Below are 15,157 nucleotides of genomic sequence, written 5' to 3'. Positions count from 1 at the left end.
CAGCACGGGGACAGTCTCCCGTAGGGCTAGCGTGATCACGAACGGCCCCTACCGGAGGTGATCGATGCGGCGTCGCGCCCGTGATCTCGCCGTGCGCACCGGGGACCTCGCCGCGCGCGCCCGCGACCGGATCCGTGCCGCCCGCGAGCACGATCCGCACGCCTGGCACCACCACCACGGGCCACCCGATCCCTATCCGGTCGGCATCCGGCACGATCCCGTGCCCGACGGGCCGGGCGATCGGCCGGACGACGCCGGCGCCACCAGCCCGCCCCTGGGCAGCCCGACCCCCGGCGCCCCGGACCTGGACGGCGTGGTCGGTCCCGGCGGGGTCGGCGGCCCGCCCGACGCCCGCTCCCCCGAGGGGTCCGGGCCGCGCCCTCCCGGGCCGCCGGCCGTCGTCCAGCCCGCCCACGCGGAGGACGACGTCCCGTTCGGGCTGCGCACGGCGGCCGCCTGGTCCTGGCGGCTCATCGTGGTGATCGCCGGCTTCTACGTCCTGCTCTCCGCCGCCGCCTACATCGCCGTCGTCGTCGTCCCGGTGCTGGTGGCGCTGCTGCTGGCGGCGCTGCTGCAACCGGGTGCCGCGGGACTCGCCAGACGCGGCTGGCCGCCCCCGCTGGCCGCCTTCACGATGCTGCTGGTGGGCCTCACCGTGGTGGCCGGGATCATCACGCTGGTCGTCGAGCGGTTCACCGCGGGCTTCGCCGACCTGGCCGAGCAGGTGAGCGAGGGCCTCGAGCAGGTCCAGACCTTCGTCGTCCGGCGGTTCCCCATCAGCGAGGGCCAGCTCGCCGACCTCCTCGACCAGGCCCAGGACGTGCTCCTGGACAACCAGGACACGCTGGCCTCCGGGGCGCTGACGACCGCGGCGACGGTGGGCGAGGTCGTCACCGGCATCGTGCTGGCGCTGTTCACCCTCTTCTTCTTCCTCAAGGACGGCCGGTCGATCTGGCTGTGGCTGGTGGGCCTGTTCCCCGCCGCCTCCCGCGCCTACCTCGACGAGGCCGCCCGGCGTTCGTGGCGCACGCTGATCTCCTACGTCCGCGCCACCGTGGTCGTGGCGCTGGTCGATGCCGTCGGCATCGGCGTCGGGCTGGCCGTCCTCGGGGTGCCGCTGGTGATCCCGCTGGCGGCGCTGGTCTTCCTCGGCGCGTTCGTGCCGATCATCGGTGGCTTCCTGGCCGGCACGGTGGCGGTCCTGGTGGCCCTGGTCTCCAACGGCCCGATCACCGCGCTGATCACGCTCGCCATCGTCATCGGCGTCATGCAGCTGGAAGGCCACGTGCTCCAGCCGCTGCTGCTGGGCCGGGCGGTGCGCGTGCACCCGCTGGCCGTGGTCCTCGCGATCGCCGCGGGCCTGCTCGTCGGCGGCATCTTCGGCGCGCTGATCGCCGTCCCCACGGTGGCGTGCGTGAACGTCGCGGGCACCTACCTCAGCCGCCGGCACGAGGGGCCACGGCCGCCCGAACCACGCCCGGAGCGGGCGCGGCCCGTGGTCGCGGCGAGCTAACCGGGAAGGTCGATGCGGCCCTCGACGGCGGCGAGCGCGATGTCGGTGCGCCAGTGCGCGTCGGCCAGCCGGACGCCGGCGACCCGCTCGTAGGCGGCCTGCCGGGCGGCGGCCAGGTCCGAGCCGGTGGCGGTGACGGCGAGGACCCGCCCACCGGCGGAGCGGACCGTGCCGTCGTCGGCGAGCGCGGTGCCGGCGTGCAGCACGCCCTCGCCCTCGGCCCCGGTGATCGGGTCGCCGGTGCGCGGCGCCTCGGGGTACCCCGGTGCGGCGACGACGACGGTCACCGCCGCGCCGTCCCGCCAGCGCAGCGGCGGGTGGTCGGCGAGGGTGCCGGTGGCCGCGGCGTGCAGCAGCCCGCCCAGCGGGGTCTCCAGCAGCGGCAGCACCACCTGCGTCTCCGGGTCCCCGAACCGGGCGTTGAACTCCACCACCCGCACGCCGCGGGAGGTGAGGGCCAACCCGGCGTAGAGCAGGCCGCTGAACGTCTCGCCGCGGCGTGCCATCTCGTCCACGGTCGGCTGCAGCACGGTGGCGAGGACCTCGTCGACCAGCCCGGGCGGTGCCCACGGCAGCGGGGCGTAGGCCCCCATGCCGCCGGTGTTGGGACCGCCGTCACCGTCGTCCCGGCGCTTGAAGTCCTGCGCGGGCACCAGCGGCAGCACCGTCGTCCCGTCGGTGACGGCGAACAGCGACACCTCGGGGCCGTCGAGGAACTCCTCGACCAGCACCGCTCCCCCGGCGTCGAGCACCCCGCGCCCGTGCGCCAGGGCGGCGTCGCGGTCCGGGGTCACCAGCACACCCTTGCCGGCGGCCAGCCCGTCGTCCTTGACCACGTAGGGGGCGCCGCCGGTGAGCGCGGCGACCTCGTCGAGCGCCGTCTCCAGCTCCGCCGGGCCACCGACGGGCCACGAGCGGGCGGTGGGGACGCCGGCCGCCGTCATCACGTGCTTGGCGAAGGACTTGCTGCCCTCCAGCTGCGCGGCCTGCGCCGAGGGCCCGAAGCAGGCGATGCCGGCCTCGCGGACGGCGTCGGCCGCTCCGGCGACCAGCGGCACCTCGGGGCCGATCACCACCAGGTCGGCCCCCCAGTCCCGGGCCAGCGCCGCCACCGCGACCGGATCGGCCGCGGCGAGCTGTTCCCCTCCGGGGGGCGGCGGCGCGGCCACCCGGGTCCCGGCGTTGCCGGGGGCGCAGGCGAGCTCGCGAACCGCAGGGTCGGACTGGAGAGCCACGCACAGGGCGTGCTCCCGGGCACCGGAGCCGATCACCAGCACGCGCACGAGCCGCGACCCTACCGATGCCCGGCCGGCCACGCTCCGGGCGGCGCCGCCGGGCGGCGAGTCACACCAGCCACAGACACCTCGGGTGATGTCTGTCACAGCAGAGGTGGTCGTCCGCTGGTCAGCGAGCTGGCCTTTCGATCGTGCGCAACCCGTCCCCTCCAGTTCGCCCCGGATTCACCCGATTCCTGTGTGGTGGGTGCCATGCGCGCGACCGAGTCGCTGGCCGTCCGGCCAGGGGCACGCCTTCCCCGGCCCGTCGTCATCGGACACCGCGGCGCTCCGGCCTACCGGCCGGAGCACACGCGGGCCAGCTTCGAGCTGGCCATCGACCTGGGTGCCGACCTCATCGAGCCCGACGTCGTGCTCAGCCGCGACGGCGTGCTCGTCGTCCGGCACGAGAACGAGCTCTCCGTCTCCACCGACGTCGCCGACCACCCGGAGTTCGCCGACCGCCGGACCACCAAGCTGGTCGACGGCGAGCTGTGGACCGGCTGGTTCACCGAGGACTTCACCCACGCCGAGCTGCGCACCCTCCGCGCGGTCGAGCGGATGCCGTCCCTGCGGCCGCTGAACACCGCCTACGACGGCCGCTACGGCATCCTGACGCTGGCCGAGGTCGTCGAGCTGGCCCGCTGCCGGTCGACCGCCGACCGGCCGGTGCGGGTGCTCGCCGAGCTGAAGCACCCCGGGTACTGGGCCGCGCTGGGCATGCACATGGGCGAGCTGGTGGCCGAGGAGCTGCGCCGGCTCGGTGCCGACAGCGCCGAGGGCACCGTGGTGGTGCAGGCGTTCGACCCCGCCGTCCTGCGCGACCTGCGTGCCCGGCTGGGCGAGGACGGCCCCCGGCTGGTCCAGCTGGTCGGTGACGACACGGCAGGCGATGCGATGGTCACCCCGGCCGGTCTGCGGGAGATCTCCACCTACGCGCAGGGCATCGCCCCGAGCCGCGACCGGATCCTGGCCAGCGGTGCCCAGCAGGCGGTCACCGGCACCCCGCACGTGGTCACCCAGGCACACGCCGCGGAGCTGACGGTCCTCTGCTGGACGCTGCGGGCGGAGAACACCTTCCTCCCCGCCCACCTGCGGCGCGGCGACGCTCCCGGAGGGCTCGGGGACGCCGTCGGCGACGCCCTGGCCCTGCTCGCCCTCGGGGTCGACGGCCTGATCAGCGACTCCCCCGAGCACGCCGTCCGCGCCCGCACCGCCATGGCCGCCCAGCTGGTCTGAGCGCCACCGCACGTCGGTGCGGCGCGGAGCCCGGAGGGCCCCGGCACAGCCCACGCGCCGGCTCAGCGCGAGCCGGTCCCCCGCCTGGCCGCGGTGTCGTCCGGAGGGCGACGAGGTCGCTGCGCCCGGTGCACGCTCCGCAGCCGGGCGCGTTCCTCGGCCCGGGCCCGGGCATCGACACGGAGCCGCTGGCGGTGGGCCTCGCCCTGCAGCTTCCGCCAGGCGGTGAAGCGGGCGGGGTCCAGCCGGCCGTCCTCGAGGGCCGTGGCGACGGCGCACCCGGGTTCGGTGCGGTGCGCGCAGTCGCGGTACCGGCACGCGGTGGCGAGCTCCGCGACGTCGGCGAACGCCCGGTCGACGCCCCCAGCGTCGTCGTGCAGACCCAGTTCGCGCATCCCGGGCGTGTCGATCAGCAGCCCGCCACCGGGCAGCCGGTGCAGCTCCCGGGCGGTCGTGGTGTGCCGCCCGCGGCCGTCCTCGCGGATGTCCCGGGTGCCGGCCACCGCCCGGCCGGCCAGCGCGTTGGCGAGGCTGGACTTCCCGACGCCGGAGGGGCCGACCATCGCCGCCGTCCGGCCGGGGCCGACGAGCTGACCGACAGCGGCCAGCCCCTGCCCCGTCACCGAGCTGACCGGCAGCACCGGGACGCCGAGCGCGTCCTCGGCGACCTGCCCCACCACGGCGGCCACGTCGTCGCACAGGTCGGCCTTCGTCAGGACGACGACGGGAGCCGCCCCGCTGCTCCAGGCCACCGCGAGGTAGCGCTCGATGCGCCGCACCCGCGCCTGGCCGATCAGCGCGTCGACGACGAGGACCACGTCGACGTTGGCCGCCACGACCTGCGCCGCCGACGTCCGGCCCGCGGCGGTGCGGGTGAAGGCGCTGCGACGCGGGAGGACGGCGAGCGCCAGCTCCCCGCGCAGCGCCACCCAGTCCCCCACGGCCGGACCGGCCTCGTGGTGCACGGCGGCGGACGGGTGCACGCGTCGCTCACCGCCCGCGGCGAGCACGGCCAGCCGGCCGCGGTCGACCCGCAGCACCCGCCCGGGCTCGCAGCCGGGCGGGAGCTCGGCGACGCGGTCGGCCGTCCAACCCAGCGCGAGGAGATCCACGCCGGCGATGGTGACGCCCGGTCCGCCCCGCTGTCGCGGGGTTTTCTCAGGCGATGAGGTCGTGGATCACGACGTTCTCGTCGCGGCCGGGGCCGACGCCGATCACGCTGATCCGGGCCCCGGAGAGCTCCTCCAGCCGCCGCACGTAGGCCTGGGCGGCCGCGGGCAGCTCGTCGAAGGTCCGGCAGTGCCGGATGTCCTCGAACCAGCCCGGCATCTCCTCGTAGACCGGCTTCGCGTGGTGGAAGTCGGTCTGCGTCATGGGCATCTCGTCGTGCCGGACGCCGTCGATCTCGTAGGCGACGCAGATCGGCACGGTCTCGAGCCCCGAGAGCACGTCGAGCTTGGTGAGGAAGTAGTCGGTGATCCCGTTGACGCGGCTGGCGTAGCGGGCCACGACGGCGTCGAACCAGCCGCAGCGCCGGTCGCGCCCGGTGGTGACGCCGACCTCGCCGCCCTGCTTGCGCAGGTACTCGCCCCACTGGTCGTGCAGCTCCGTGGGGAACGGGCCGGAGCCGACGCGGGTGGTGTACGCCTTGAGGATGCCCACGACGCGCTCGATCCGCGTCGGGCCTACCCCGGCGCCGACGGCCGCCCCGCCCGCGGTCGGGTTGGACGAGGTGACGAACGGGTACGTGCCGTGGTCGACGTCGAGCAGCGTGCCCTGCGAGCCCTCGAGCAGCACCCACTCGCCGGCGTCGAGCGCATTGCCCAGCAGCAGCCGCGTGTCGACGATGCGGTGCCGGAGCGCCTCGGCGTACTGGCTGTACTCCTCGACGACCTCGTCGACGTCGATGGCCTTGCGGTTGTAGACCTTGACCAGGACCTGGTTCTTCTCCTGGAGCGTCCCCTCCAGCTTCTGCCGGAGGATCGACAGGTCGAGCAGGTCCTGCACCCGGATGCCCACGCGGGCGACCTTGTCGCCGTAGGCGGGGCCGATGCCCCGGCCGGTGGTGCCGATCTTCCGCTTGCCCAGGAACCGCTCGGTGACCCGGTCCAGCGCCCGGTGGTGCGGCATGATCAGGTGCGCGTCCGAGGAGATCACCAGCCGCGAGGTGTCGACCCCGCGCTCCTCCAGGCCCGCCAGCTCGTCGATGAGCACCTGCGGGTCGATCACGACACCGTTGCCGATCACCGGCGTGCAGCCCGGCGTCAGGATCCCGGACGGGATCAGGTGGAGGGCGTACTTCTCACCGTCGGGCGTGATCACCGTGTGCCCGGCGTTGTTGCCACCCTGGTAACGGACGACGTAGGGGACGCGGCCGCCGAGCAGGTCGGTGGCCTTGCCCTTGCCCTCGTCGCCCCACTGGGCACCGATCAGCACGACAGCGGGCATCGGCTCCTGGGTCTCCTGTTCGGTGGGGTGACGGTCGGCGCACGACACCCGGATCGATCCGGCCGGCAGGTCGGCCGGGACGGTGGGGCTGGACGGGTGACAGGGTATCGGCATGTCGTCGGTCGAGTTGGACCTCCGCCGCCTGGGTCCCGGGGAGGCGCCGTTGCGGAGCCAGCTGGAGCCGGTCGCCGGGGCCGGGCAGCTGGTGGTGCGCGGCCCGGTCGCGGCCCTGTCGGGGGTGCTGGCGGCGCTGCTGAAGGCCGGGCGCACGGCAGAGGTGCCGGTGGCCTGGGAGCCGACCGCCGACAAGGGCTCGGCCGCCCTGGCGCGCGCGCTGGGGCTCGGCACGGGCACCACCCGGGATCTCACCCTCGTCCGCGACGACCACGGTGGTGTGCTGCTGCACCACGGCCGGATCGAGGCCCCCGGGAACGGCCGCCGCTCCCTGTCGCGCCGGCTGGGCCTGCAGGCGTACCACGACGACATCAAGGTGGCCGACGGCGAGATCACCCGGATCGACGTCCGACCGGACTGGACCGCCGTCGACACCATCGGCGTGACGGTGATGACCCAGCCGCTGCGCCCCACCCGGCAGACCAGCGGGCGCGCCCTCCAGGTCGCCTCCGACCCCGCTCGGGTGGTGCGCGACGGGGTGCCCTACGTGCGCCCCGTCCCCCGGTGGACCTGGTACGCCGACGACCGGGTGCGGTGGCGCCTGGTCCCCTAGGAGCGGCCTGCGCGGGGCCGGGGCCGTCGTGGACACTGGTGGGGCACCCGACCGCCCGAGGAGGACCCGCTGCCGACGTCCTGCTGTCCCGCTGGGTCGACGTGCCGGTGATCACCGATCCGCGCACCTCGTTCGGGTCCCGCGCCGCCGTGGCCCCCACCGGCCGCCGCTCCCTGGCGCGCACGCTCACCCGGCCGAGCCTGCCCGCCGTCGTCGGACTCCTCGTGGTCGTCGCCTTCTTCGCGGTGCGCGTGCCGGACCTGGTCAGCCCCTTCGGGCTGGCGACGGTCCTGGACACCGCGGCGCTGCTCGGCATCGGCGGCGTCGCCGTCGCGCTCCTGCTGGTGGCGGGGCAGTTCGACCTCTCGGTCGGGGTGGTCGCCGTCGCCAGCTCACTGCTCACGGCGCTGCTGATCGGCCACGCGGGGTGGGGCACCTGGCCGGCCCTGCTCGTCTCGCTGCTGGCGGCGCTGCTCGTGGGGGTGGTCAACGGCGTGCTCGTCGTGAACACCGGCCTGCCGAGCTTCCTGGTGACCCTGGCGACCTTCCTGATCCTGCAGGGCACCTCGCAGGCCGGGGCCCAGGAGGTCGCCGGCGGCACGCGGATCGGCGGTCTGGACCAGGCCCCTGGCTGGTCGTCGGCGACGGCTGTCTTCGACGCGACCGCGCAGCTGGGCAACGGCCGGTTCAGCGTGAGCATCCTCTGGTGGCTCGGCCTCACCGCGCTGGCCACCTGGGCGCTGTGGCGGACCAAGTTCGGCAACGCGGTGTTCGCCAGCGGGGGCGCCCGGCGAGCCGCGCGTGAGCTCGGCGTCCCGGTGCGCCGGACCACGGTGGCGCTGTTCTGCCTCACCGCGGCAGCGGGCTGGCTGCTCGGCACCATGACGCTGGTGCGGCTGGGCAGCGTCCAGGCCGGCGGGACCGTCGGCATCCTCAGCGGGATCGACTTCATCGTGGTGGCGGTCATCGGCGGCTGCCTGCTGACCGGCGGATACGGGTCGACGATCGGCGCCGCCGTCGGCGCCCTGCTGTACGCGGTGGCCCGGCAGGGCATCACCCTGGCCGACTGGGACACCCGCTGGTTCCAGGCACTGCTGGGGGTGCTCCTGCTGGTGGCGCTGCTGGCCAACGGCGAGGTGCGCCGGCGGCTCCGGGCGAGGCCACGGTCGTGAGCTCCGCCGCCCCCGTCGACGAGGCCGCCGCGCCGGGCCCCACCCCGGTCGTGGAGCTGCGCGGCGTCACCGTGCGGCACGGCAGCGTGCCGGCGCTGAGCCGGGTCAGCGTGGCGCTCCTGCCCGGGCAGATCACCTGCGTCCTCGGGGAGAACGGCTCCGGCAAGTCCACGCTCGTGTCGGTGGTCTCCGGGCTGCGCCGCCACGACGAGGGCGAGCTGCTGGTGGACGGCGTGCCCACCCGGTTCCGGTCCCCCCGGCAGGCGCGGGACCTGGGCATCGCCACCGTGTGGCAGGACCTCGCCGTCGCCCCGCTGCTGTCGGTGTGGCGGAACTTCTTCCTGGGCGTCGAGCCCACGCGGGGGGTGTGGCCGCTACGCCGCCTCGACCTGGACGGAGCCCGCGAGACCACCGTGCGCGCCATGGCCCGCGTCGGCGTCACCGGGCTGGACCCCGACCAACCGGCCAGCGCCCTGCGGGCCGGGGAACGCCAGAGCCTCGCCGTCGCCCGTGCGCTGCACTTCGGCGCCCGCGCGCTGGTGATCGACGAGCCCGTCACGCCCATGACCGTGGCGCGCCAGACGCTGTTCGGGCAGTCCGTCCTCGCGGCCCGCACCCAGGGGCTGGCGGTCGTCGTCGTCACCAACAACCCGCGCTACGCCCACCTCATCGGTGACCGGTTCCTGCTGCTGGCCCACGGCCAGGTGGCCGGGAACCTCACCCGCGACGACGTCGACGCCGACGTGCTCACCGCGCTGATGGCCGGCGGGGACCAGCTGACCACCCTGACCGACGCGCTCACCGCGCTGCACCCGGAGCTCGGCGAGCGGTGAAACTCCCCCGGGCCCCCGCCGCGCGGGGGCCCGGGGCCGGTCAGCCGGTGAAGATGCTCACCCCGCCCGGGCCGACCAGCAGCCCCACGACGATGAGCACGATCCCCCAGACGATCTCCTTGCGGATGATCGCCACGACGCCGGCGACCACCAGGACGACGGCGAGGATCCAGAGCAGCGTTTCCAGCATCGGTACGTCTCCTCTTCCGGGCGCCGGTCCCGGCGCCGTGCACGCTCAGTAGTGAGCGATCCGGGGATGTTCCAAACCCGGACACCTGAAAGCGCTGGTGGGACGTGGACGGGCGGCCCGCAGACCGCGGACCGCCCGTTACCGATGGTGAGCAATCAGATGGTCAACGTCGGATCGCAGTCGCGCAGGAGCTGGCTGCAGCGCTCGGCCTCGGCCGTCTCGCCGATGGCCGAGGCCGCCCGTGCCAGGACGGTGACGCAGCGCAGGAAGCCCCGGTTCGGCTCGTGCGACCACGGGACGGGGCCGTAGCCCTTCCACCCGTTGCGGCGCAGCGCGTCGAGCCCGCGGTGGTAGCCGGTGCGGGCGTAGGCGTAGGCCTGGATGGTGTCGCCGAGCGCCCGCTCGGGGCGGCTCATCGCCTCCTCGGCGAGGCCCGCCCACACCGCGCTCACCGTGGGGTGGTGCGCGGCGACCTCCGCGAGCGTGGCGCCCTCGGCGAGTTCGGCGTCGGCCTCCGGCGTGGCCGGCAGCAGCGTGGCCGGCGGCTCGCCCAGCAGGTTGCCGTGGGAGTGGCTCATCGTCAGGCCCCCTGCGACTGGCCGGCCGAGAGCAGGTGCTCGCACGCCTCGACGACACGGGCGGCCATGTTCGTCTCGGCGGCCTTCATGTAGCTGCGCGGGTCGTAGACCTTCTTGTTGCCGACCTCGCCGTCGATCTTCAGCACGCCGTCGTAGTTGCTGAACATGTGCCCGGCGATGGGCCGGGTGAAGGCGTACTGGGTGTCGGTGTCGACGTTCATCTTCACGACGCCGTAGGAGAGCGCCTCGCGGATCTCCGACTCCGCCGAGCCCGAGCCGCCGTGGAATACCAGGTTGAACGGCTTGGCGTCCTCGCCGAGGCCGAACTCCTTCGCGACCAGCGCCTGCCCGCGCTGGAGCACGTCGGGGCGGAGCTTGACGTTGCCCGGCTTGTAGACGCCGTGCACGTTGCCGAAGGTCGCCGCGAGCAGGTAGACCCCGCGCTCCCCCAGCCCCAGCTTCTGCGCGGTGCGCAGGAAGTCGCCGTCGGCGGTGTAGAGCTTCTCGTTGATCTCGGCGACGACGCCGTCCTCCTCGCCGCCGACGATGCCGATCTCCAGCTCCAGCACGAGCTTGGCGGCGGCGGACTTCTCCATCAGCTCCTCGGCGATGTCGAGGTTCTCCCCGAGCTCGATCGCCGAGCCGTCCCACATGTGCGACTGGAACAGCGGCTCCTGCCCGGCGTCCACCCGGTCCTTCGACAGCGCGATGAGCGGGCGGACGTAGGAGTCGAGCTTGTCCTTGGGGCAGTGGTCGGTGTGCAGCGCCACGTTGATCGGGTATTTCTCGGCGACGACGTGGGCGAACTCGGCGAGCGCCACCGCGCCGGTGACCATGTCCTTGACCCGGGTGCCCGAGCCGAACTCGGCGCCGCCGGTGGAGAACTGGATGATCCCGTCGCTGCCGGCGTCGGCGAAGCCGCGCAGCGCCGCGTTGATCGTCTCCGAGGAGGTGCAGTTGATCGCCGGGTAGGCGAACCCGCCCTCCTTCGCCCGGCTGATCATGTCGGCGTAGACCTCGGGGGTCGCGATGGGCATGGGCGTGCACTCCTCCGTCGGGAACGGCTGTACTGCGCTGTACGTGCGGACGTCGGTGATCAGTATCGCGCTGTGCCCCCTGCCTGCGACAGCGTGGGCGGCAGCGGAGCCCGACCGGGCGACACGGCGGTCACCCGGCGGCGTCGCGGACGTGCAGGGACAGCTCCGCGGCGACCTGGCCGCGCTCGACCTGCACCGCCCAGCACCCGGCGGCGTCGAGGACGACGGACGTACCCCACTCCTCTCCCGGTGCCGAGAAGTTGCTGCTCGCGTGCGGCTCCGGCCCGAAGCCGAGCTCGCCGTCGGTGCCGTCCGGGCGGACCGGGCGCACCTCGAACTCCCCCCTCCCCCGTGACCCGCCAGACGATCTTGAGCTCGTCACCGACCCGGGGCGGGCCCATCCCGAAACCCAGTGCGGTGACGGTGCCGCCGGTGGCCGGGACGACGACGGGCTCGCCGGCGCCGATCGCCGGGGAGTCGCAGCCGGCCGCCTGGACCGGGGAGTCGACCGGCGGGTCGCCGTCCGCCGTGCAGCCGGCGAGCCCCGCCCCGATGATCAGGAAGGCGGCGGCCCGGCGCCTCACGGCCGGCCCTGCCGCGCCGGCTGGTCGGCCTCGTCGTCCCCCACCCGGAGCCCGAGCGCGATGGCGACCTGCACCGCCTGCGCGAGGTCGATCCGCGCCCCGGCCAGCCGGAGATCGCGCGGGTCGAACGCCGGGAGCTCGCTGCCGCGCAGGTCGGCGCCGCTGAGATCGGCCTCGTGCAGCTCCGCCCCGGAGAGATCGACGTCGCGCAGCCTGATCCCGGCGCCGAACAGGCCGGTGAGGTCGGCCTCCCGCAGCCGGGTGCCGCGGAACGTCGCGCGGCGCAGGTCGGCACCGGGCAGGACGGCGAAGGACCAGTCACCGCCGCTGACGGTGAGCTGGTCGAACGAACACCGGTCGAATACCGCGCCGACGAGCTTGCAGCCGGTCAGGGTCGCGGAGAAGAACGAGCAGCCGGTGAAGGTGCAGTTGGCGAAGGCCGCGTCGGTGAGGTCGACCAGGGTGAACCGGCAGTCGTGGAACGTGCAGTCGGTGAAGGCGACGCCGGTGCCGGTGGCCTCGGTGAGGTCCACCCCGCTGAAGGCAACTCCCTCGTGCTCCCGGCCGGAGAGGTCCTCGCCGTACCAGTCCGCGTCCCGGACGTCGGTCGACGGCAGCACGCGGCGGTGCACTGTCAGCCCTGCTCGATGCGGCTGACCACCCGGGCGGCGACGACCACCGGGTCGTAGGTCGGCGAGAACGGCGGCGCGTAGGAGAGGTCGGACCCGGCGAGGTCCTCGGCGGTCATCCCCGCCCAGATCGCGGCGGCCAGCACGTCGATCCGCTTGCCCGAACCGGGGCCGCCGACGATCTGGGCGCCGAGCAGCCGCCCCGAGCCCGCCTCGCTCAGCAGCTTGATCGCGATCTCCTCCGCGCCGGGGTGGTACCCGGCCTTCGTCGTCGCCTCCACGGTGTCGGTGCGGTAGTCGAACCCGGCCTGCTCGGCCTCGGTGGTGCACAGCCCCGTGCGGCCGATCTCCAGGTCCCCCACCTTGGTCAGCGCCGTCCCCAGCACCCCGGCGAAGCGGGCTGCCCGTCCGCCGACGACCGAGCCGGCCACCCGGCCCTGCTTGTTCGCGTGGGTGCCCAGGGCGACGTGGGCGACCTCGCCGGTGACCCGGTGGAAGGTCTGCGAGCAGTCGCCGGCGGCGTAGATCTCCGGGTGCGAGCGGGTGCGCTGGGTGCGGTCGACGTCGATGGCGCCGGTGGTCCCGAGCCGGATGCCGGCCTGCTCGGCCAGCGCCACCTCCGGCCCCATGCCCAGGCCCAGCACCACCAGGTCGGCGTCGTAGCTGCCGGCGTCGGTGCGCACCCCCCGCGCCCGGCCCGACTCGTCCACCAGGATCTCGCGGACCGCCTGGTCGGGGTGCATCTCCATGCCCATGGCCCCCATGCCCGCGCAGACCCGCTGGGCCATGTCGGCGTCGAGCAGCTGCATCGGCAGCGGGTCGGCGAGCACGACGGTGACCGCCAGCCCGCGCCGCTGCAACGCCTCCGCCATCTCGAGCCCGATGTAGCCGCCGCCCAGGACGAGCGCGCGGCGCGGACCGGCGTCCAGCGCGGCCCGGATGGCGGCGCCGTCGTCGAGCCGGTGCACGCCGAAGACGCCCGGCGCGTCCAGGCCGGGGATCGGCGGGCGGGTCGGGCGGCCTCCCGTGGCGACGAGGAGGCGGTCGTAGCCGATCCGCTCGCCGGTGTCGGTGACGACCTTCCCGGCGTCGGGATCGATCCCGACCGCCCGCGTGCCGGTGTGCACGGTGATGTCCCGAGCGGCGAACTCCGCCGGCGTCCGGGCGATCAGCTCGTCCCGGCCCTGGACCTCCCCGCCCACCCAGTAGGGGATGCCGCAGGCGGAGTACGAGACGACGTCGCCCTGCTCGAGCACGACGATCTCGAGGTCGTCGGCGTTCCGCAGCCGGCGGGCCTGGGCCGCCGCGGACATCCCGGCCGCGTCGCCTCCGATGACGAGGAACCGCTCCCTGCTCATCGCCCCAGCGTGGCACCGGCCGGCGCGCTGCGGAACACCGTGCCGGGGTTGAGCAGCCCGGCCGGGTCGAGCGCGGACTTGATCGAGCGGTGCACGTCCAGCGACACCGGGCCGATCTCGCGCTCCAGCCAGTCGACCTTGAGCACACCCACCCCGTGCTCGCCGGTGATCGTCCCGCCCAGCGACAGCCCGAGCTCCAGGATGTCGTCGAAGGCGGCGTAGGCCCGCTGCCGCTGGTCGGCGTCGCCGCCGTCGAAGCAGACGGTCGGGTGCATGTTGCCGTCGCCGGCGTGCCCGACCACCCCGACGACGACGGCGCGCTCCGCGGCGATGCGGTCGCAGCCGTCGAGGAACCCGGCGATCCGCGACCGGGGGACGGCGACGTCGTCGATGAGGATCGCGCCCCCCACCTGCTGCAGGGCGGGCAGCGCCATGCGCCGGGCGGCGAGGAGCAGGTCGCCCTCGGCCTGGTCCTCGGTGGAGTGGACGAACTGCGCGCCGGCGTCCTCGCACAGCGCGGTGAGCGTCGCGATCTCCTCGGCGGCGGCCGCCCCGCCGGTGTCGGACTGCGCCACCAGCAGCGCGCGGGTGTCGTGGTCCAGGCCGGCCTTGAGCACCTGGTCGACGGTGCGGATGCAGGTGTTGTCCATGATCTCCAGCAGGCTGGGCACCAGCCCGGCGGTGACCACCCGCTCGACGACCTGCCCCGCCTGGGCCGTCGTGGCGAAGGAGGCGGCGAGGGTGACCGGCGCCTTCGGTGCGGGCCGCAGCGCGAGCGTCGCCTCGGTGATGACGCCGAGGGTGCCCTCGGACCCCACGAACAGCCGGGCGAGGTCGTAGCCGGCCACGCCCTTCACGGTGCGGCGCCCGGTGCGGAGCACCCGGCCGTCGGCCAGCACCACCTCCAGGCCCAGCACGTAGTCGGTGGTGACGCCGTACTTGACGCAGCACAGACCGCCGGAGTTGGTGGCGAGGTTGCCGCCGATGGTGCACCAGTCGTAGCTGCTCGGGTCCGGCGGGTAGAACAGCCCGCTGCCGGCGACCGCGTCGCGCAGCTGCTTGTTCACCACCCCCGGCTGGACGACGGCCAGCCGGTCGGCCGGCGAGACCTCCAGGACGGCGTTCATGCGGGTCATCACCAGCGTGATCCCGCCGTCCACGGCGTTGCTGCCGCCCGCGAGCCCGGAGCCGGCGCCCCGCGGGACCACCGGGAGGCCGTGCCGCGAGGCCACCCGCATCACCGCGACGACGTCGTCGGTGCGGCGCGGGAACACCACGGCCGCCGGGGTTCCGGCGGGCGCCATCATCGCCTGGTCGCGGGCGTAGCCGGCCGTCACGTCGGGGTCGGTCAGGACGCCGTCGGGGCCCAACGCGTCGGTCAGCTCGGCGAGCCACGTCGCCGTCGTCGTGGTCACCGTCACACCGTACGGCCTCCAGTCCGGCGGGGGGGGGGGGGGGGGGGGGGGGGGGGCGCGGGGGGGGGGGGGGGGGGGGGGGGGGGGGGGGGGGGGGGGGGGGCGCGGGCGGGGGCCCGCCGCCCCGCCGGGGGAGCACCCGACCCCCCTGATGAAATAA

The 15,157-nt window shown here is 74.8% G+C and carries 15 protein-coding genes; 5 read left to right on the top strand and 10 right to left on the bottom strand.

The annotated features are described in order from the left end of the window. Window positions 1–64 precede the first annotated feature (64 nt). Entirely contained in the window at window positions 65–1,513 is a 1,449-nt protein-coding gene (locus ACI8AG_RS05100; RefSeq protein WP_456596174.1) for an AI-2E family transporter, read from the top strand. Here ACI8AG_RS05100 and purD read toward each other — a convergent pair. Next, entirely contained in the window at window positions 1,510–2,796 is a 1,287-nt protein-coding gene (gene purD, locus ACI8AG_RS05095; RefSeq protein ID WP_456596173.1) for a phosphoribosylamine--glycine ligase, read from the bottom strand. The two genes, ACI8AG_RS05100 and purD, sit on opposite strands and share 4 nt — an antisense overlap. A gap of 204 nt (window positions 2,797–3,000) precedes the next feature. On the opposite strand from purD, the gene ACI8AG_RS05090 reads away from it, so the two are divergent. After that, a complete protein-coding gene (locus ACI8AG_RS05090; protein WP_456590033.1) occupies window positions 3,001–4,026 on the top strand; it encodes a glycerophosphodiester phosphodiesterase family protein in 1,026 nt (341 codons plus the stop codon). Between the two features lie 62 nt (window positions 4,027–4,088). On the opposite strand, the gene rsgA is transcribed toward ACI8AG_RS05090, so the two are convergent. Next, window positions 4,089–5,138, bottom strand: a complete 1,050-nt coding sequence (gene rsgA / locus ACI8AG_RS05085) for a ribosome small subunit-dependent GTPase A (RefSeq protein WP_456596172.1) — start codon at window positions 5,136–5,138, stop codon at window positions 4,089–4,091. Window positions 5,139–5,184: 46 nt separating this feature from the next. After that, window positions 5,185–6,474 (bottom strand): adenylosuccinate synthase, encoded by a 1,290-nt coding sequence (locus ACI8AG_RS05080; protein ID WP_456590035.1) that lies wholly within the window; start codon window positions 6,472–6,474, stop codon window positions 5,185–5,187. 112 nt (window positions 6,475–6,586) lie between these two features. On the opposite strand from ACI8AG_RS05080, the gene ACI8AG_RS05075 reads away from it, so the two are divergent. From ACI8AG_RS05075 to ACI8AG_RS05065, 3 genes are read left to right on the top strand one after another with little or no spacing between them, the layout of a single operon-like run. Next, a complete protein-coding gene (locus ACI8AG_RS05075) occupies window positions 6,587–7,201 on the top strand; it encodes a hypothetical protein (RefSeq protein WP_456590036.1) in 615 nt (204 codons plus the stop codon). 38 nt (window positions 7,202–7,239) lie between these two features. Continuing rightward, entirely contained in the window at window positions 7,240–8,373 is a 1,134-nt protein-coding gene (locus ACI8AG_RS05070; RefSeq protein ID WP_456596171.1) for an ABC transporter permease, read from the top strand. After that, window positions 8,370–9,206, top strand: coding sequence for an ATP-binding cassette domain-containing protein (locus tag ACI8AG_RS05065; protein ID WP_456590038.1), 837 nt, complete (start codon window positions 8,370–8,372; stop codon window positions 9,204–9,206). Before ACI8AG_RS05070 ends, ACI8AG_RS05065 begins: the two co-directional genes overlap by 4 nt. 40 nt (window positions 9,207–9,246) lie before the next feature. Here ACI8AG_RS05065 and ACI8AG_RS05060 read toward each other — a convergent pair whose 3' ends face one another. The 7 genes from ACI8AG_RS05060 to ACI8AG_RS05030 form a co-directional block, all read right to left on the bottom strand. Continuing rightward, complete coding sequence (locus tag ACI8AG_RS05060) at window positions 9,247–9,396, bottom strand: GPGG-motif small membrane protein (RefSeq protein ID WP_456596170.1); 150 nt, start codon at window positions 9,394–9,396, stop codon at window positions 9,247–9,249. A gap of 155 nt (window positions 9,397–9,551) precedes the next feature. Further along, complete coding sequence (locus tag ACI8AG_RS05055; protein WP_456596169.1) at window positions 9,552–9,974, bottom strand: DUF3151 domain-containing protein; 423 nt, start codon at window positions 9,972–9,974, stop codon at window positions 9,552–9,554. 2 nt (window positions 9,975–9,976) lie between these two features. Next, window positions 9,977–11,011, bottom strand: a complete 1,035-nt coding sequence (fbaA, locus tag ACI8AG_RS05050; RefSeq protein ID WP_456590041.1) for a class II fructose-bisphosphate aldolase — start codon at window positions 11,009–11,011, stop codon at window positions 9,977–9,979. A gap of 130 nt (window positions 11,012–11,141) precedes the next feature. Continuing rightward, the gene (locus ACI8AG_RS05045) at window positions 11,142–11,342 is read right to left on the bottom strand and encodes a hypothetical protein (protein ID WP_456596168.1); all 201 of its coding nucleotides are present in this window, start codon (window positions 11,340–11,342) and stop codon (window positions 11,142–11,144) included. A gap of 249 nt (window positions 11,343–11,591) precedes the next feature. Beyond that, on the bottom strand, window positions 11,592–12,215 hold the full coding sequence (locus ACI8AG_RS05040; protein WP_456596167.1) for a pentapeptide repeat-containing protein: 624 nt from the start codon (window positions 12,213–12,215) through the stop codon (window positions 11,592–11,594). A 14-nt stretch (window positions 12,216–12,229) separates the two neighbouring features. Then, entirely contained in the window at window positions 12,230–13,582 is a 1,353-nt protein-coding gene (locus ACI8AG_RS05035; protein ID WP_456590042.1) for an FAD-dependent oxidoreductase, read from the bottom strand. Then, the gene (locus ACI8AG_RS05030; protein WP_456596166.1) at window positions 13,579–14,997 is read right to left on the bottom strand and encodes an FAD-binding oxidoreductase; all 1,419 of its coding nucleotides are present in this window, start codon (window positions 14,995–14,997) and stop codon (window positions 13,579–13,581) included. Before ACI8AG_RS05030 ends, ACI8AG_RS05035 begins: the two co-directional genes overlap by 4 nt. Window positions 14,998–15,157: the final 160 nt, after the last annotated feature.

The organism is Blastococcus sp. SYSU DS0552 (genome assembly GCF_054050815.1).
This window is presented reverse-complemented; position numbering and strand designations above follow the sequence as displayed.